Origin of the sequence: Planctopirus hydrillae (assembly GCF_001707835.1) — a bacterium.
GTDB classification, from domain to species: domain Bacteria; phylum Planctomycetota; class Planctomycetia; order Planctomycetales; family Planctomycetaceae; genus Planctopirus; species Planctopirus hydrillae.
Window position 1 is genome coordinate 13,781 of record NZ_LYDR01000086.1, and the last position, 16,206, is coordinate 29,986.

General features: G+C 53.4%; 11 protein-coding genes and 1 pseudogene. 6 read left to right on the forward strand and 6 right to left on the reverse strand.

All coding sequences use genetic code 11. From position 1 onward, the window contains the following. Window positions 1-20: 20 nt before the first annotated feature. Window positions 21-1,673: a sulfite reductase subunit alpha gene (locus A6X21_RS10865; RefSeq protein WP_068847791.1), complete on the forward strand. Its 1,653-nt coding sequence runs from the start codon at window positions 21-23 to the stop codon at window positions 1,671-1,673. A gap of 13 nt (window positions 1,674-1,686) precedes the next feature. Here A6X21_RS10865 and A6X21_RS25205 read toward each other — a convergent pair whose 3' ends face one another. Continuing rightward, window positions 1,687-1,929, reverse strand: a complete 243-nt coding sequence (locus A6X21_RS25205) for a transposase (protein ID WP_083233542.1) — start codon at window positions 1,927-1,929, stop codon at window positions 1,687-1,689. A gap of 58 nt (window positions 1,930-1,987) precedes the next feature. Between A6X21_RS25205 and A6X21_RS24340 the strand changes: the two genes are divergently transcribed. Then, a complete protein-coding gene (locus A6X21_RS24340) occupies window positions 1,988-2,179 on the forward strand; it encodes a hypothetical protein (RefSeq protein ID WP_131818295.1) in 192 nt (63 codons plus the stop codon). A 650-nt stretch (window positions 2,180-2,829) separates the two neighbouring features. Here A6X21_RS24340 and A6X21_RS10885 read toward each other — a convergent pair. From A6X21_RS10885 to A6X21_RS25545, 5 genes and pseudogenes are all read right to left on the reverse strand, one after another. Further along, window positions 2,830-4,062 (reverse strand): response regulator, encoded by a 1,233-nt coding sequence (locus A6X21_RS10885; RefSeq protein ID WP_068847794.1) that lies wholly within the window; start codon window positions 4,060-4,062, stop codon window positions 2,830-2,832. Continuing rightward, window positions 4,052-6,643 carry an ATP-binding protein gene (locus A6X21_RS10890; RefSeq protein ID WP_068847795.1) on the reverse strand — a complete coding sequence of 864 codons (2,592 nt, stop codon included), beginning with the start codon at window positions 6,641-6,643 and terminating at the stop codon, window positions 4,052-4,054. The genes A6X21_RS10885 and A6X21_RS10890 overlap by 11 nt, the downstream gene beginning before the upstream one ends. A gap of 2 nt (window positions 6,644-6,645) precedes the next feature. Further along, entirely contained in the window at window positions 6,646-8,061 is a 1,416-nt protein-coding gene (locus tag A6X21_RS10895; RefSeq protein WP_068847801.1) for a class I SAM-dependent methyltransferase, read from the reverse strand. A 163-nt stretch (window positions 8,062-8,224) separates the two neighbouring features. Then, window positions 8,225-8,761 (reverse strand): WYL domain-containing protein, encoded by a 537-nt coding sequence (locus A6X21_RS10900; protein ID WP_240490238.1) that lies wholly within the window; start codon window positions 8,759-8,761, stop codon window positions 8,225-8,227. Window positions 8,762-8,764: 3 nt separating this feature from the next. Further along, window positions 8,765-8,932: pseudogene (locus tag A6X21_RS25545) on the reverse strand (HTH domain-containing protein); the annotation flags it as partial. A 769-nt stretch (window positions 8,933-9,701) separates the two neighbouring features. Here A6X21_RS25545 and A6X21_RS10905 point away from each other — a divergent pair. The 4 genes from A6X21_RS10905 to A6X21_RS10920 form a co-directional block, all read left to right on the forward strand. Beyond that, window positions 9,702-11,393 carry an ATP-grasp fold amidoligase family protein gene (locus tag A6X21_RS10905; RefSeq protein WP_068847797.1) on the forward strand — a complete coding sequence of 564 codons (1,692 nt, stop codon included), beginning with the start codon at window positions 9,702-9,704 and terminating at the stop codon, window positions 11,391-11,393. 68 nt (window positions 11,394-11,461) lie between these two features. After that, window positions 11,462-12,208: a hypothetical protein gene (locus A6X21_RS10910; RefSeq protein WP_068847798.1), complete on the forward strand. Its 747-nt coding sequence runs from the start codon at window positions 11,462-11,464 to the stop codon at window positions 12,206-12,208. Window positions 12,209-12,282: 74 nt separating this feature from the next. Beyond that, complete coding sequence (locus A6X21_RS10915; RefSeq protein WP_068847799.1) at window positions 12,283-12,576, forward strand: hypothetical protein; 294 nt, start codon at window positions 12,283-12,285, stop codon at window positions 12,574-12,576. Between the two features lie 104 nt (window positions 12,577-12,680). Then, a partial coding sequence (locus tag A6X21_RS10920) for an RHS repeat protein (RefSeq protein WP_165603765.1) occupies window positions 12,681-16,206 on the forward strand: 3,526 nt, incomplete at its 3' end.

Sequence of the window (16,206 nt, forward strand, 5' to 3'; positions counted from 1 at the left end):
CATCTTTGGGAGTACAAGATATGACTCAAACCTTCTCGATTCTTCCCGAAAGCGCGCCCTTCACGGAAGAGCAGCGCGCCTGGCTGAATGGTTTCCTGGCAGGATGGATCGGACTGCAATCAACAGGCACAACGCCGGGTTGCTCGCCTGAAGTAGTTTTGCCATTGGCCGATTCACCGGAAAATGAACTCTCTACCACACAGAAAGTGGAAGAGGATTTTCCCTGGCACGACCCGGCGCTGCCACTCGACGAGCGGTTGCGGCTGGCCGAAGGAAAACCATTACCACGGCTGATGATGGCAGCGATGGCACAGCTCGATTGTGGCACTTGCGGTTACAACTGTCAGCGTTATGCCGAGGCCATCATCAGCGGAGAGGAGAAGAGTCTCAAACTTTGCACCCCCGGAGGGAAAGAGACCGCGAAAGTCCTCAAGGAGTTATTCACCAAGCCTGCCGAATCAGGGACCAACGGTCATACCAATGGGCACACGTCCGGCGGGAAGGTGGCCCACGAAATCCTCGACGCTCTAACAGGTCATTCGGCCAAAGGACAATCGGTCTGGAATCGGCAGAACCCGTACCAAGCCCCATTACGTCTTGTACGGGAACTTAATGGCGAAGGTTCCGACAAGCGAACCTCCCATGTCGAAATTGACCTTACAGGGAGCGGCTTGACCTATCGTGTCGGCGATTCGTTAGGAGTCTATCCGTCCAATTGCCCGGAGCTGGTTTCTAAAGTGGTTCAGGCTGTTGGTGCAAAGGGAGACGAAATGGCGGTCGTCGACGAACAGACGCTGCCGCTCTCGACTGCGCTGGCGGAAAAATTCTGTCTTTCAGAAATCACCGATGAATTGATCGAGCGATTGCTGGCTGTCACATGGGAACCCGAGCATCAGGAATGGCTCCGGCAAGTGATCGCCGAGAGCGACCTGATCGACGGCTGGGATGTTCTCGAACTACTCACGCGGATCTCTCCGTCGCAATTACGACCGGCGGAGTTGCTCGCGGTCCTCTCGCCCTTGAAGCCAAGACTCTATTCCATCAGCAGCTCACTGAAGGCCTGCCCCGACCAGGTTCACTTGACCGTGGGACGTGTCGCATGGGAGTTTCAAGGTCGTGAGCGCAAGGGGGTCGCTTCGACAATGTTCGCCGATCGTCTGAAACCCGGCAGTCGCGTGCGGGTGTTCATACGACCATCGCATGGATTTACGCTTCCAGAAAATCCAGAGACGCCTGTGATCATGATTGGGCCAGGGACAGGAATCGCCCCCTTTCGTGCATTTCTGCAGGAACGCCGGGCGACATGTGCTCCGGGGAAAAACTGGCTCTTCTTTGGTGATCAACGGGCAACGACCGATTTTCTGTATCGTGAAGAACTTGAAGAGCTACAGAAGTGTAACCTGTTAACACGGCTCGACTGCGCCTTCAGCCGCGACCAGGAGGAGAAGATCTACGTCCAACACCGAATGCTCGAGCAGGGAGACGAACTCTGGAAGTGGCTCCAAGATGGGGCTCACATCTACGTGTGTGGAGACGCTAAGCGGATGGCTGTAGATGTTGATCAGACACTTCGCCAGATTATTGGTCAGTATGGTATGCTTAGTGAGGAAGAGACAGGAGATTTTGTGGCCAACATGATCCAGTGTCAACGATACTGTCGTGACGTCTACTAGAACCTTTGCACACTCAGAATTGATCGGTTAAGAGGGATGCGAGCCAGAGGAAGCCTGCGAAGTTCGCGGCTTTCTTATCATAACGGGTGGCGATGCGGCGAAAGCGTTTCAGGGCTCCGAAGAACCTCTCGATCACATTCCGATGCCGGTAGCTCTCCTTGACGCACCGCTTTCTTGCCTTGCGGTTGGCCTTCGGTTTGATGCAGGCTTTCGCCCACATCCGCTTCACACGCAGCCGGATCGCGTAGGCGCCCAAAAATGCTGTTCTCCGACGTAGGCAATAACAGTGAAGCCGCTCGTCAGATACCCCTGGCTTGTGGCATCATCCCCACATTCGCCGCAGAAACACCGCTCATGGAAGTGCACTGGGAAAAACTCCGGAAAGTAACAATACAGAGGTGGTGGAACGCACCATCAGTTGGCTGGCAGGCCGTGGCCGCTTCCATGTTCGCTACGACCGCCATCAGCAGATCATCCCACCTGACCCACGCAGCCCACTGTTTTGACGTACTGAGGAGGCGGGTAGTACGCCTGACAAAGGAATTCTTACCAGCTTCCAAAGTGAACACACGCGAGCCAAAACAGTCTCAGAACCTGAGAACTGATGGAACGTTCATACAGAAAATGCTCTAATGGTTGTTTGGTCCATGAGTATGGTCGGGGATCACTTCCTGATCTTTTGGAAGGAATCAGCGATGTACATTGTTTTAGATCTTGATCTGAGAGTCGTGCATCCCACTGCCAGCCAAGAAAAATTTCGCCAGTATCTTTCGGAAGAAGGTTGGACGCCGAGCCCACGAATCCCTCGATGGTACAAAGTTCTCAAAAAGAATCGTCTACCCGTTACTGCCATGATAAGAGCACGAACGGAAGTCAGTATGCTGGCATCAGCGGCAGGCGTTGTCAGCTACCAAGCGACGGTGCATACCAATGACATTGCGAGAATGTCATGGAAGGAAGGGTGAATTCAACCCCTCATCGATCACACAATCTCTATTCCACCCGGAACATTTCATCGGTCAACCATATTGTGATCTATGGCAGTCGTGTCCATCGACACAATCGACCCTTCGAGTCACTGCTTTTCTCCGGATGGCTCAAGCGTTGTTTTTGAGTAGCAGAGCAATCCTGAATAGATCAACCTGTTGAGCGATTCTCAATCTGCCGAGGGAATCAACAATTCTGAGCTGTAGGGCTCATTTGTCAGCATCGCTGCAACATCAAAAGGTGTCAGTTGAGGTGCCCCCATCAACAACTGTTTGGGGATCATGACCTGGAATCCTGCGAAAACGCCTGGTGCTGGATGCACCGTGTCAAGTTTTACTCCAAGCTCAGCAGCCATCAGGTAGATGGGCAGGAGATCCATGGAGTGATCGCTGGAGTCGGAAATGAAGGCATCCACAGCGGCAAACAAAGGTAGTGATTGGTCGACAGTCCATGTCTTTTCACGAGCAATCATGGTCAGTATTAAATAGGCAGTGTCGTGATTTTTCACACTCAACTGAATGGCAATATCGTCTCCATCAAGATTGGAGATTCGCCCCAACAGGAGCGAAATTATTGCTATCAGCCTTGTCGAATCACTGACCACTTTGACTCCGGGTGTGATATCACTCGATAAAACGCTGACACCTTCCGGAGACTCCATTTGCTCAAATCGATGAATCGACTCATAGAAGACAGCATTCAGATCCAATTCCTGGATCGACACAGGATCTGTGGGGGTGACTCGATGGATCATGCGTGCTAATCGAGTCAGGAATTCGTATTCCGCTGCCCCTTTGTCATTTGTGACGAGCGAATGATTACGAGAGGCCTGATTTTCCCGCAGCTTCTTGGCAGCTTGCGAATACTCCCAGAGCCCATGCAAAGCCTGAGGATTCCAACGCTCTGCTGCCGCACAAAACCCCAGCAGTCCTCGCATGGAGTCACTGTGAGATAACTGTTGCCAGATGAAAGCCTTCTGAGCCAGCAATTCATCGTGGCTGACGCGCAGTTGGTAAAGATCGAGAGCCTGCCTGAGCAATATTCTGAGTGAGTCGAAATCCCAAGGTTTTGTCACGTATTGATAGGCACCTCCGGTATTCACCGCAGCAATCGCACTGGGTAAGTCTGAGTACGCAGTTGTCAAAATCCGAACGGTCAAAGGATGCTGTTTACGAGAGTAGTCCAGAAGGTCTACTCCCTGTTCACCTGGCATCCTCTGGTCTGATAACAGGACTCCAATAGGAGCCTCCGAGTTATCCAGTATCTGTCTCGCATCCGCAGCATTCTGAGCTGTGACAATCGAGAATTCATCGTTGAAAACGCGATCGAAATACTTGAGCGCAGGAGCCTCGTCGTCGACATAAAGCACACGCGGTGAACTGGCGGGAGTATTAAGCGACATTGGCTGTTTCCATCTTTACGGAAGGAAGGAAGAATGTGAATTCGGTGAACACTCCAGGTTGACTATCAACCTCGATGCTCGATTCGTATTGATTCAAGATCGTGTGACAAACGGAGAGCCCCAGGCCTGTCCCTTTACCGACATCTTTTGTCGTAAAAAACGGTTCGAACAATCGTGAGCGAACCTGGCTGGATATGCCGACGCCGTTATCGCGAACTTTGATAAGAATTCGTGATTCTTGTTCTGCAGCCACGATTTCAATGACGCCACCTTTATCTCCATGACGTTCGACAACCGCATGGGCTGCGTTTGTCAAAAGATTTACAAAAACCTGTACGACATGGCTTTCAACAATCATGGCCTCGATTTCATCTGGAATATCAATCATGACTTCGCACTGATTCAACTCGTGCGAGACAAAACGCCTCGCCATTTCCACCACTCTTGAAAGTGCGACCGGACGACGAGGTGGAGCAGCATCCGGGTGAGCAAATGTTCGCAAATCGCGAGTGATATCACCGATTCGATTCAGGCTGCTGGCAGCATCATCGAGTGATTCATCAACCAATGCGATGCTTGAAGTCGTTGGACTGCGAGTTTTCATAACATTCTTGGCATAGGCAATCGCCATCTGGGCATGATTGACAGGGTTGTTAAATTCATGTAACAGCCCGGCAGCTAAACTACCTATCGCGTTCATTTTCTCCGATTGAATGAGTCGAGCTTCGACCTTTTGCCGCTCTATAATTGCCTGTTCGAGTTCGATCGATCGCTGGCGCAGACTCCTTTGCAGAGTTGCCGCTGCAATCAGATTTCTGCATCGAGTCGTTAATTCTGTAGGGCTGAATGGTTTAGTGAGGAAGTCATCGACCCCGGCTTCGAGCATCTTGATTTTGAACGAGTCGTCGACACGAGCCGTTAGAACGAGAACTTTTGTGTCTTTAGCCACTTCTGACGTACGTATTGATTCAGCAACTTCAAGCCCCGTTTTGCCAGGCATCATCGCATCGAGAATGAGTAAATCTGGCTTCTTCGTTTCGACCGCTGACACGGCCTCAATGCCATCCCGGCAAACAATCACATTCCCAAGAACTTCGAGAATGCGAGAAAGGCAAAGCCGCATATCAGCATCGTCATCTGCGAATACAATGGTGGCGGTCGATGCTTCTTTATTGGGCTGAAGATCATTCTGAGAACTTTGCTGGCGAACTGAGGCGAGTGCAGCCGCACGTCGTAAGTCTGCCCAACTGTCAAAATCTGGCTCTCCAGCAATTTTGGGGGGTGCGTGTACGACCGGAAACTGAACTGTGACAGTCGTGCCTTGCCCCGGCTGGCTTTCTAAAAGGAGTTCTCCATTGTGAGCTGTTGTAATCTCACGCACGAGCGAAAGCCCTAAACCTAAGCCCTGATATTTTCGAGATTCTGAGTTATCTACCTGGACGAATCTCTGTCCGAGTGATGGAAGGTCGGAGGCTTCCATCCCAATCCCGGAATCGCAGACACGAAGAGTCGTCCATTGGGAATCAGCGGCAGCAGATACCGAAACAGAGCCACCCTCCGGTGTGAATTTGATGCCATTCGAAAGAAGATTCAAAATCACTCGCTCAAGGAGGTACTCGTTTGCATCAATTTCTACATCTTCTTCGGGAAGATCCAGACTCAGTAATACGCCCTTACCACGGGCCAGCGGCTGTGCTGATTCCACCAGAGTTTTCAATTGACGGGAAAGAGAATAGCGGCTTTTGATGACTGCGTGTGTCGATTGATCGAAACGAACAAGCTCCAAAAGATCATTAATCAACCCAAGCAGTCTGAGACCACCCTGCTGTATGAGTCTGAGAGCGTCTCTGACTGTCGGTGCCAGGCGTTCTGCTGGCCATGCGAGCATTTCCTCGACGGGTGCCATAATGAGAGTCAGTGGAGTTCGAAGCTCATGGCTGATGTTTGCAAAGAATCGCCCCTTCATCTCATCAGCAGCTGTCAATTCTAAATTGCGTACTTCCAGGTCGTGTCGAAGATCAAATTCTCGTCGTCTTGCTTGAGAGAAGATATGGCAGGCCGTTGCACAAATAATGGATGTCATGGCAATGAACGTCGAGTTCATGACGAGTGCATCGACTCGCAAGGGAATTCGACTATGTGCAATACAGGCAATGAGATACATCCCCAGAACACCAGAGCAGAATGCGAGAGCCTGCCATGCGTTGTAGGGGAGCAATACACAGGTGCCCAGGATGGTCAGATTTAGGCCCGCATAAAATGGTGATACAGAACCTTCAGTGACATAAAGCATCCAGGCGATCGCGGCAGTTGGAGAATAGGCCCAGATGGTACTCATGAGGCCGACGTGTACTTTATCGGGAATGATAAATAGCGTTGCTAAAACGACACCAACAACAATTTCGCATACGATTCTCGCCCATAGAATCGAATAAAAGGCTTCAGGATAGCCTGCCAAGTCAAGCAGAATTCCCGCAGGGATCAACGTCAATGTGAGAACGCAACCAATGCGCGTACGGCGTAGCCAAAGGTCACGCTGAAGTCGTTCGAAATCGAGATCAAGTTCTGAGGAAGTGGACATTTTTAAACTTCCCCTTCCATCGGCTTTCTGACTTCCAAAAACAGATTTTCACCTGTTGTGTCATCGTAAACGACACATGTGGAGTTTTCTGGTGCCATGGCACGCATCCCACATTCATCACGAAGAACCAAAGTCCATTCAAGAATGTGCTCCATAAATCCTCGGCTGGGATGTTTGGTATGGACATTGGTGACCAAAACTGTCCCTCCTTGAACAACCGAGTCATAAAAGAGTTCAACCAGGCGCTGGCATATCGGATCACTGAGGTAATCAAACAGTCCTGCACAGTAGATTAAATCAAAGTGTTCCTTGGGGAATGGAGGCTCTTCCTCCATAGTTTCCAGCAATTCGTGAATTGACCGTCTTGTGAATTTCACATCGAGGGATGACTTCGAGGAGGCCAGTATCTGCGAAATGGTCGACTTTGCGTGTTCGAGAGCCTGTGCATCAAAATCAAGGAGTTCCAACTCCGTCCAATTCGCGCCTTCACCCGATTGTACGAAACGTTGAATCTCGACGGCAGGCCCGCAGCCCACATTTAACACTCGAAAGCGACGGCCTGAGGAGGCATGCTTTTGGGAATTCTCCTTAAGTTTATTGAGTAAAATATCAATCCGATTGCGGTGGGCCTGGGCTGTCGAAATCTTGAGTGGAAACGAATTGACAATTCGTGCATAGGTGTTGGCACCTTCCCACTGATCTCTGACAATCATATTCACCATCTGATAATCACCTGCATATCCCAAAGGCTTTGAAAATGTGCGGTGAATATAGGGCGAGCACATGAGCAGCGGGTGGAGTTCCCGCTGGACAAACGACTTATGGGTATTCACGACCTTACGATCAACGAGTTTTGCCACATGCTCGAATTGATCGAAGAGTTCATAAAACTTAGGCAGAACCTGGCTGGCGACATCCTCAGTGAATTCTGTGACAAGTTGATTGGATTGTGGAAGCTCACTCAGACCAGAAACCACCTCGCTATGCGATAGCCAGCGGCTCAGATCCCCCAGAAAATTTCGAATTGTCGTCACGAGTTGCTGGTAAGTGGGTTCAAGGCGCTCCTGAGCAGCGGACCAGTCACCCAGAAAATTCTCGACCTCTTTGCGAAGTGCAGGCCCAGGGTGCAGATCGGTCAAATCGGCCCAGGGTTCCACCAATGATGCGGAGACAACCGCCAGCAGCCCTGTATTCACAAGGGTTGTTACAACAGCGCGACCCTGATAGATGGGGCGATCGCCTCGGCGAATGACAACCTGCTGCAAAACTTCACTGACCTGGACAATCGAATAAGGGTTGTAGACCTCAAACACAATCGCTGCTCGACTGAGCCGCAAAATTGTTCCGATTGCTGCCGTTCCCTGGCAGTTTTTAAAACTGACGACATTGTCGGCAGCCAGCTTTCCGATCTTCGCCATCATGATTCCTTGTTGTGGTGATTTTCGGAATGATCAAGTTGAATCAGAATCAGCAACTGTAGATTCCATCAAGGTAAAGAATCCTGATGGCGTTTTCATCGATTCTTCGCAAGAAAACATCCTCTAGTACAGCTGAGAGCATCACAGACATTCGAAAAGAACATTAGTAGATGGGAATAGCTTCCTGATCACGAGGTCGCCGGATGGTCTGGGGATCGAAATCTTCGTCTAATAGTTGGACGCGTTCAAGATTCTCGATGTGAAAACCGCAAACTTTCTGATGCAAAGATGAGTGTGCGAAAACCTTCCAGTTTTGAGTACTCAGCTCAAGCCAAAGTGGTGCGGAAAGTGTTGACCAACTGCCACTCTGATTTTGTGAGTAGACCCATAGCCGAACCTTCTTTCGTGTTTCGATGGATTTCACCAGAGATGCCAGACAGCCATGTATGGAAATATCTTTGGCAGGTGGTTCAAACTGAATTGCCTGCATCACACGGAGCATGAATTCCTTATGGTTCGTTGAGAGCCCTTCAAGAACTTCTGCTACAAATGCATCCGTCAGTTGTTTGACGGCTGGTAGAGATTGCAAATTTGATGACAAAACGGCCATTAACAGCATGGCGGTATCTTCAGGCCGAATTCTTGGCAATTTGAACCGAGATTTCATCAGCCAGATACCGCCATTTTCCGTTTGATGCACGATTGGCAATCCAGCATCACGGAGCAGTGCGATATCTCGAAAAATTGTTCTTCTGCTGACCTCAAGGTCTACAGAAAGATCGGCAACGCATCTTCGACGTCCCGTCTGCAACAAAACGACCAGCTTGATCAGTCTTTGAAGACGTTCTTTGGTTCCGCTGTTCTGTGTCATATCAAAATTTGGCCCATCCCATCCCGAACTTTACTCGCACAACTGTAGTTTGATCATCTGGGATTCGCCATGCAGAGTCTTGGATTCTGGATACCGTGTTGGATTCTGGGCACTGTGCAAGACAGGCTTTTTTGAGTTGAGAATCGCTGGAGCGACCGAGGGCAGATGAACTCGAAAGTGAATGCGTCCTGAAAGCCCAGGAACCCGTAAGGACTCGAATGCGGGTTTCGATTGCTATCTGAGACTCAACTGGATGCAAAGTTGCCGAACACTTCCAGACGGATGCAATCCACTGAAACTCTCGGCATGTTTCCCTTGAGATGATTTTCAGAGAATCGAATTCTGATTTCTAAACCAATGGCTTGAGCCAACGGGCAACGCGGCCGGATTGATCAGTTTGATTTTGTTTCAACGAACAACGCAGAATTGTGGCTGCAATTGCATCGGGCTGAATCACTGGAATGTTTTGCACCCTATGTGAAGGTGCGTCGCTCATGGAAATCATCTGGCCCGTTCCATGAAGATCGAGTCACCCGGGCCAATCTCATCTGCTGACGAGTCCAGAAAAACTTTCTCGCTGGATACGGATTTGAGCACCTCAACAATCCGGAGAATCGTATGGAACTCACGCGGCCCACCAAATTCTGGCGTCGTTAACGAAAATTTTTGGTGCGTCTTCGAGAACTGACAAATCTCCGCAGATTTAACCCACTGACCAAATGGCGCAACAACCTCCGCTAGGGTGAGAGCCCTGTTTTGGAGGTGTGTCGTGCTGCATGTTGTCACTTGTCTGTTTAATCCTTGTCGGTATCAGCGGATCTGGAACAATTATGATCGGTTCCGTGAACAGTTGAAGGCTCCATTGACCACCGTCGAGCTCTCATTCGACGGAACGTTTCATGTGCCCGATGCCATTCAACTGCAAGGCGATCCTTTAAAGCACACGCTCTGGCAGAAAGAGCGATTGCTGAACCTGGCGATTCAGGCTGTCCCCGAATCCTTTGATGCCGTTGCCTGGATCGATGCCGACGTGCTCTTCACGGATCCTGATTGGCTGGAACAAACGGAACAAGCTCTCGAACGATTTCCGATTGTCCAGCTTTTTGACAACGTCGAGTTACTCGATGCCAGCAGGCAACTGTTTGAACGTCGCCCGGGAGTCGTGGCCAAGTATCTCGAAACGCGGAACTCCTCTGTTCAATTGGCCCACCCCGGTTTCGCCTGGGCGGCCCGAAGAAACGCGCTCACCGCTGGTCTCTTCGATCAGGATGTCGTCGGTGGAGGCGACACCACCATGCTCCATGGCTGGTTAAAAACACCTTCTCCATTCCTCGATGAATTGCGATCTGCCGGATGGCGGAGGGCGATTGCTCATTGGGAAGACCACGCTTATCCCGCAGTCAACGGTGAATTGGGAGCTTTGTGTGGCACCATTCAACATCTGTGGCACGGTGACCGCAAAAATCGTCATTACGTTGATCGGATGCGCTGGCTCACAGAGCACGATTACGACCCTGCGACAGACCTCAGGCTCGATGACCAGGGGTTGTGGACCTGGAGTTCTCACAAACCCGCCATGCATTCGGCCATTCGCCGCTATTTTCAGATCCGGCAGGATGATGGCCCGGTTCCACCACACGATGCGATCAGAGTTTCAATTTCGAAAGACATCGAGAATCCCGCACATCCCCCTGTCTGCACCCCCTCAGCATCCTCAGGTGCAGCGGGCGAAGCAAAATCAAACGAGATACCAGACCGCTGGAGTTACCGCTGGCAGCGTGAGCGGGTGAACGGCATTCGCTCACAACTTCGTGATAACAGGCTGAGTATCGACAAGTTGTTCGCCAAAAATGTGGTGGCTCATCAAGGTTACCGTGTCCCACGTTCATTAGCAGGAGATGATCTATCATTTGTCCTGAAACCCAACTCCGAAAGCTGTGCCAAAAACGTCGTGGTCGTGCAAAACGGACAAATCCGCCTCGGACAGCAGTATGGCAATGTGTTGGAAGAGCTGGTTGTCGATGAGAATGGGCAGGTACCACCACGGGATTTCAAATGCTATTGCTTCGGGTACGAAGTCAAACTGATTCAGGTCATCAATCGCCTGACAAAAACATTCGCGTACTATGATCCACTTCATTGGGAAGCGCTCCACGATGTTTGCGGCCGCCCCTGGGAGGATCACGCACGGCCTGAACGCTTACCCGAACTTCTGGCAATGGCCCGCCAACTTTCGAGGCTCTTTGATTTTCCTGTGCGTGTCGATGCCTACATCACTTCTGAGAGTGTGGTCTTTGGTGAATTCTGCCTCGCTTCCGGCTTAGCACAAAATCTCCAGCCAGCAGCCGATGCCCTTCTGGGACGCTGGTGGCGGGAACATTTCGACGCATTGGGAATTGCCGACGAATTCAGCCGCGATGACTTTCCTCAAGCTTATCTCCCCCGGATCCAGGCTCACTGAGCGTTCTTCGCCTTCGCGAAGCCGTTATCCGCTTTTTGCCTTCCCAGTCTCTTTCTGCGAGGAAATCGATGCGCTCTGCAGCTCAACCCCATGTATCGAACGAAATATCCCACTGGGGCGTAGGGATCACCACGGCTCCACGAGAGATCCCCACATTAGATGCCACGCTGGATTCTGTATCTCGTGCCGGTTTCACAGAGGTACAACTCTTCGCAGAACCAGACACACCGCTGCCATCCCGCAAGAATTCTCATCGACAGAACGTCACCATCTCTCAACGCGGTACCACGCTCGGTGCATTCCCCAACTGGTATGTCTCGCTTACGGAACTGGTGTTGTCGCAGCCAAAAGCGAAGGGCTATCTACTCCTGCAGGATGATGCGGAACTCGCGGCTTCTCTAGTGCCCTATCTGGAGCAGATCTTCCCCGAATGCCCATTGCCGCAGGGGATTTACTCCCTCTATTGCCCAGCTCATGAAGCCCGGCCTCAAACTCGCGGCTTTGTCGCAATTGATCCTGGCTGGCAAGCCTGGGGAGCCCTCGCGTATCTCGTCTCACCTCTCACCGCCCGGCGTCTTCTCACCGACCGCTCAATTCTTGACCATCGACCCCATGGGCCAGCTGCCGGGCTGAAGAACATCGATTCGGTCGTGGGCTGGTGGTGTCGCCGGGCCGGTGTCCCTTACTTCGTGCATCAGCCCAGTCTGGTGCGCCATCTGGGCGAAACCAGCACGTTGTGGCCACACGCCACTGCCACAGGACAACGCCAGGCTCGCGATGTCATCACCGATGCCAGCGCAACATTTTCGCATTAAGTGAAGAACGTGATTTTCTGCCTGTCTCACACTTCCCGCCTTCTTCCCCTTCCTCTCGTTAGAAAGCCCATCCCTTGTCCACCGACACCCCACCGCTCCCGTCGTTCGTCACTCGTCTGAAGCATTTTTTTTCGGCCCTCACACAACATGCTGCCGATGGCTTCGAAAAAGTCTCGGAAGAACAACTGCAAGAGCGGCTTTCGATCTGCCAGCAATGCCCTTCGTTCACCGGAACTCATTGCCGGGAATGCGGCTGCTCGTGCTCGGGCAATAACACCTTTCTCAACAAACTCGCCTGGCGATCGGAAGCCTGCCCTCTCTCCAAATGGCCCGCCCTTACCGAAGAAACCCCGCCCGCCACCAACTGACATTCTCCCATCGGTTCATCGAATCTTCTGCCACTGCTCCCTCTCGCCCTTTCGCCTGTTTTCTCACCCTCCCGCACTGTGTCCTCTCCCAGAAAGACTCTTCCATGTCCACAGAACCCTTCGTCAGTGACGTTTCCATTACCACAGGCAACTCCGAGCACTGCTCCGCGCCCGATACGGCTCAAGCTCCCGGCTGTGACTGCGAATGTCCGCCCACTTGCCCGGCGAAAACCGAGCCCAAATCCACCACCGGCAAGTCCATCCGCTACTCGACGGGCGAAATCTCCTACCGCGTGAACGATCTTCCTTCGCTGACAGCCGGTGGTATTCCCTGGGGACACAGCCGCAGCTTCACGCCGCAGCTCGAGTTTGATCAGAACGTTGGCCAGGGCTGGAACTGGCACGTCGCCCATGTCCCTTACCTGATTCTCCGCGACACTGAAGTCATCGTCATGGGCCGCGGCCTCGCCGAACTCTGGTTCGACCGCGATGAAAACACCTTTGCGCCTCGTTTCGGCATCAAGCAGCAACTCACCTACAATGCCACCACTCAAAACTACACGCTCCGTTCTGTCGATGGCGACCTCCAGATCTTTGACAATGAAGGGCTCTTCCTCCGCCAGGTTGATCCCGCAGGGAATCAACTCGTTGTCGAAGCTCTGCTCACAGGCACTCAACTCCCCGCCTCGATCAAACGCGTCACCGGCGATATCACCGAGCAATACGCCTACAGCTACACCTCGGGCGGCCCCGCAGGTTCACTTCTCACCGAAGTCGTCCTTCGCCGCAAAGTCGGTTCGGGCAGTTGGCAGAATGTCACCTCTGCAATTTACACCTATTACGCCAGTGGCAATCCCTTTGGCGATACCGACGACCTGCAGACAGTCACCACTCGTTCCTGGCAGAACAGCGCCTGGCAAGACACCGGCACGACTCTTTATCGCTATTACCTGCCGCAAGCAGCTTCTTCCGGAAGTAGCGGTGCCATTCCCGCCCAACGTGGCCATCTCCTCCGCTATGTCGTCAAACCTTCTTCGTTCGACCGCCTCGCTGCCGATCCCGCAGTCAGCGATCCGCTCACCGCTGCCAACAGTCTCGTCGCCCTCTATGCCGATTACTACTTCGAGTTCGATGAAGCCCGCCGCGTGACCCGTGAAGTCCGCTCCAGTGGCTCGCAGATCTTTGATTACGAATACACCACCAGCAGCTTCTCAGCCGCCCACAACCACTGGCACACGAAAACCGTCGAAACCCGGCCCGATGGCTCACGCCACGTCGTCTTCACGAATGCCGATGGTCGCGTCCTGCTGAAGTCGCTCGAAACCGGTGTCAGCCCCGCCCTCGAAGAGTGGATCGATTACTATCGCTACAACTCAAATGGCTACGTCGAATTCCACGCCCATCCCGATGCCGTCATCGGCTACGACGAAGAGCTGGCCGATCTCGTCGAATACTCTCCCTCCACCAACACTGCCACCTATCTCTACAACAACACCGGCCTCATCGAACGCTACACCTACCACGCTCCCACCGCCTGGCTCACGAGCGAATCAGTGCAGGAAGGTCTCGCCGGTACGCCTCGCGTCATTCGCGAAATGGAATACATTCCCTGCTGCCACGGCAGCACCTCCAGCAGCAGTTCCTCCGGTTCCAGCAGCAGTGGTGGAGGTAGCAGCTCAAGTAGCGAACCCTGCCGCTACTTCCTCTCCCAGGAAACGCTCTATCGCGACGAAAACGCCACCAGCGCCGCCATCACCACTTACGACTACACGTTCTACGAGGGAACCTGCGCCATCCACGAACGCGTCACCACCCTCCCGCTCGTCTCTCTCCTCGAACACGGCTCTGGCGTCAACAACACCCGCCGCGAAGTCTACGACCTCTACGGACGCCTCACCAGGAGTCGCGACGAACGCGGCGTCATCACCCACTTCGTCTACGATGAACTCACCGGCTCCCTCATCCAGCGGATCGACGACGCCGACACCGCGCTCCTCACCGGCGTCCCCACGGCTCTATCGTCTCTCTGGGAAACTCTCCCGCAGTTCGGCCTCCACGCGATCACCGATTTCACGGTCGATCCCCAGGGCCGCACACTCCAATCTCTCGGCCCCGTCCACAACATCGACCTCGCCGGAACGGCAACAGCGGTCCGCACTGCCTCCTGGATGCTCTACGACGACGCCAACCACACCTCCTACAGCGCTCAGGGCTACATCAAGACCAGCGATTCCTCAGCGACACTCGTCAATCCCATCTCGATCACCATTGCCGATAGTGCCGGAAAGACGCTCGTCTCGGCTCACGCCATTCTCTCCAGCACCGCAGGCGATCTCGCCACCTGCCTCTCTACCCACGGTGCCGTGACCCAGGCCGATTACACCCGCCTCAGCACCTTCCAGTACACCGAGTGCTGCCTCGCTGCCTCTCAGCGGGCCTATCACACCATTCCCACCACCGGCGAAGGCAGCCCCGGCACCCACTACGACCAGACCTCCTTCGGCTACGACGCCCTCAAACGCCGCGTCCGCACGGTCTCTCCCGGCGGCACTATCTCCGCAGTTGTCCTCGATCCCCGCGGTCTCACCTTATCAACCTACATCGGCACCAACGATACCGGTGCCACCGAACAGGATCCCACCGGCGCCACGGCTCCCGGCGGCAGCCATCCCTCGAACAACATGGTCCTCGTCTCCGCAGCCGAATACGACATCGCGGGCCGCCTGATTCTCTCGACACAACACGTCGATAGCAGCACCACGCGGGAAACCAGCTATAGCTACGATTACCGTGGCCGCCGCCTCGTCACCCAGGGCGAAGAAAACTTCTGCCAGAAGGAAACCTACGACTTCCGCGGCCAACTCATCCGCAGCGAACGCTACGACGGCTCTCCCACCGGCACACTCTTAAGCCGCAGCGAGACCGATTACGACGCCCTCGGCCGCCCCTACCAATCCCGCCGCTACGCCGTCAACCCCTCCACTGGCAGCGTAGGGAACGCCCTGATCGACCGCACCTGGTACGATGCCTCCGGCCAGGTCGTCAAATCCCTCCCCTCCGGCTCGAAACTCTTCACCAAGAGCCAGTTCGATGGCCTGGGCCGCACTGTCGCCACCTTCGCCGCCTACGATCTCGATGAATCGGCCTATGCCGACGCCTTCGACCTCTCCGACGACATCGTCATCGAATCCTCCCACACCAACTTCGATCTGGAGGGCCACGCCCTCTCCAGCACCTCGAAGCAGCGTTACCATACCGCCGACGACACCGAACCCGGCGAACTCGGCCACCCCACCAGCACCACCCAGCCCCAGGCCCGCGTCACCCATCAAGCCCTCTGGCACGACGGCATCGGCCGCACGGTGGCCACCGCCAATTACGGCACCAACGGCGGTTCAACATTTACGCGGCCTGCACTCATTCCTGCTCGTTCTGATACTATCCTCGTCAGAAGCCAAACTTACGACGAAGCGGGCAACCTGTTCGAAACCACCGATCCCGCTGATATGACCACACGCTTCATCTACGATGATGCCGGTCGCCGCACGCAGGCCATCGAAAACTATGTCGCTTCACCTGTGGGGAGTGATGAAAACCGCACCACGAATATGACTTACAGTGCCGATGGTC

What these genes read in the sequence shown, in the direction of transcription:
- A6X21_RS10890 (WP_068847795.1), bottom strand. Translation starts at nt 6,643, where the DNA reads ATGTCCACTTCCTCAGAACTTGATCTCGATTTCGAACGACTTCAGCGT.
- A6X21_RS10885 (WP_068847794.1), bottom strand. Translation starts at nt 4,062, where the DNA reads ATGTCGCTTAATACTCCCGCCAGTTCACCGCGTGTGCTTTATGTCGAC.
- A6X21_RS10910 (WP_068847798.1), top strand. Translation starts at nt 11,462, where the DNA reads ATGCGCTCTGCAGCTCAACCCCATGTATCGAACGAAATATCCCACTGG.
- A6X21_RS10895 (WP_068847801.1), bottom strand. Translation starts at nt 8,061, where the DNA reads ATGGCGAAGATCGGAAAGCTGGCTGCCGACAATGTCGTCAGTTTTAAA.
- A6X21_RS10865 (WP_068847791.1), top strand. Translation starts at nt 21, where the DNA reads ATGACTCAAACCTTCTCGATTCTTCCCGAAAGCGCGCCCTTCACGGAA.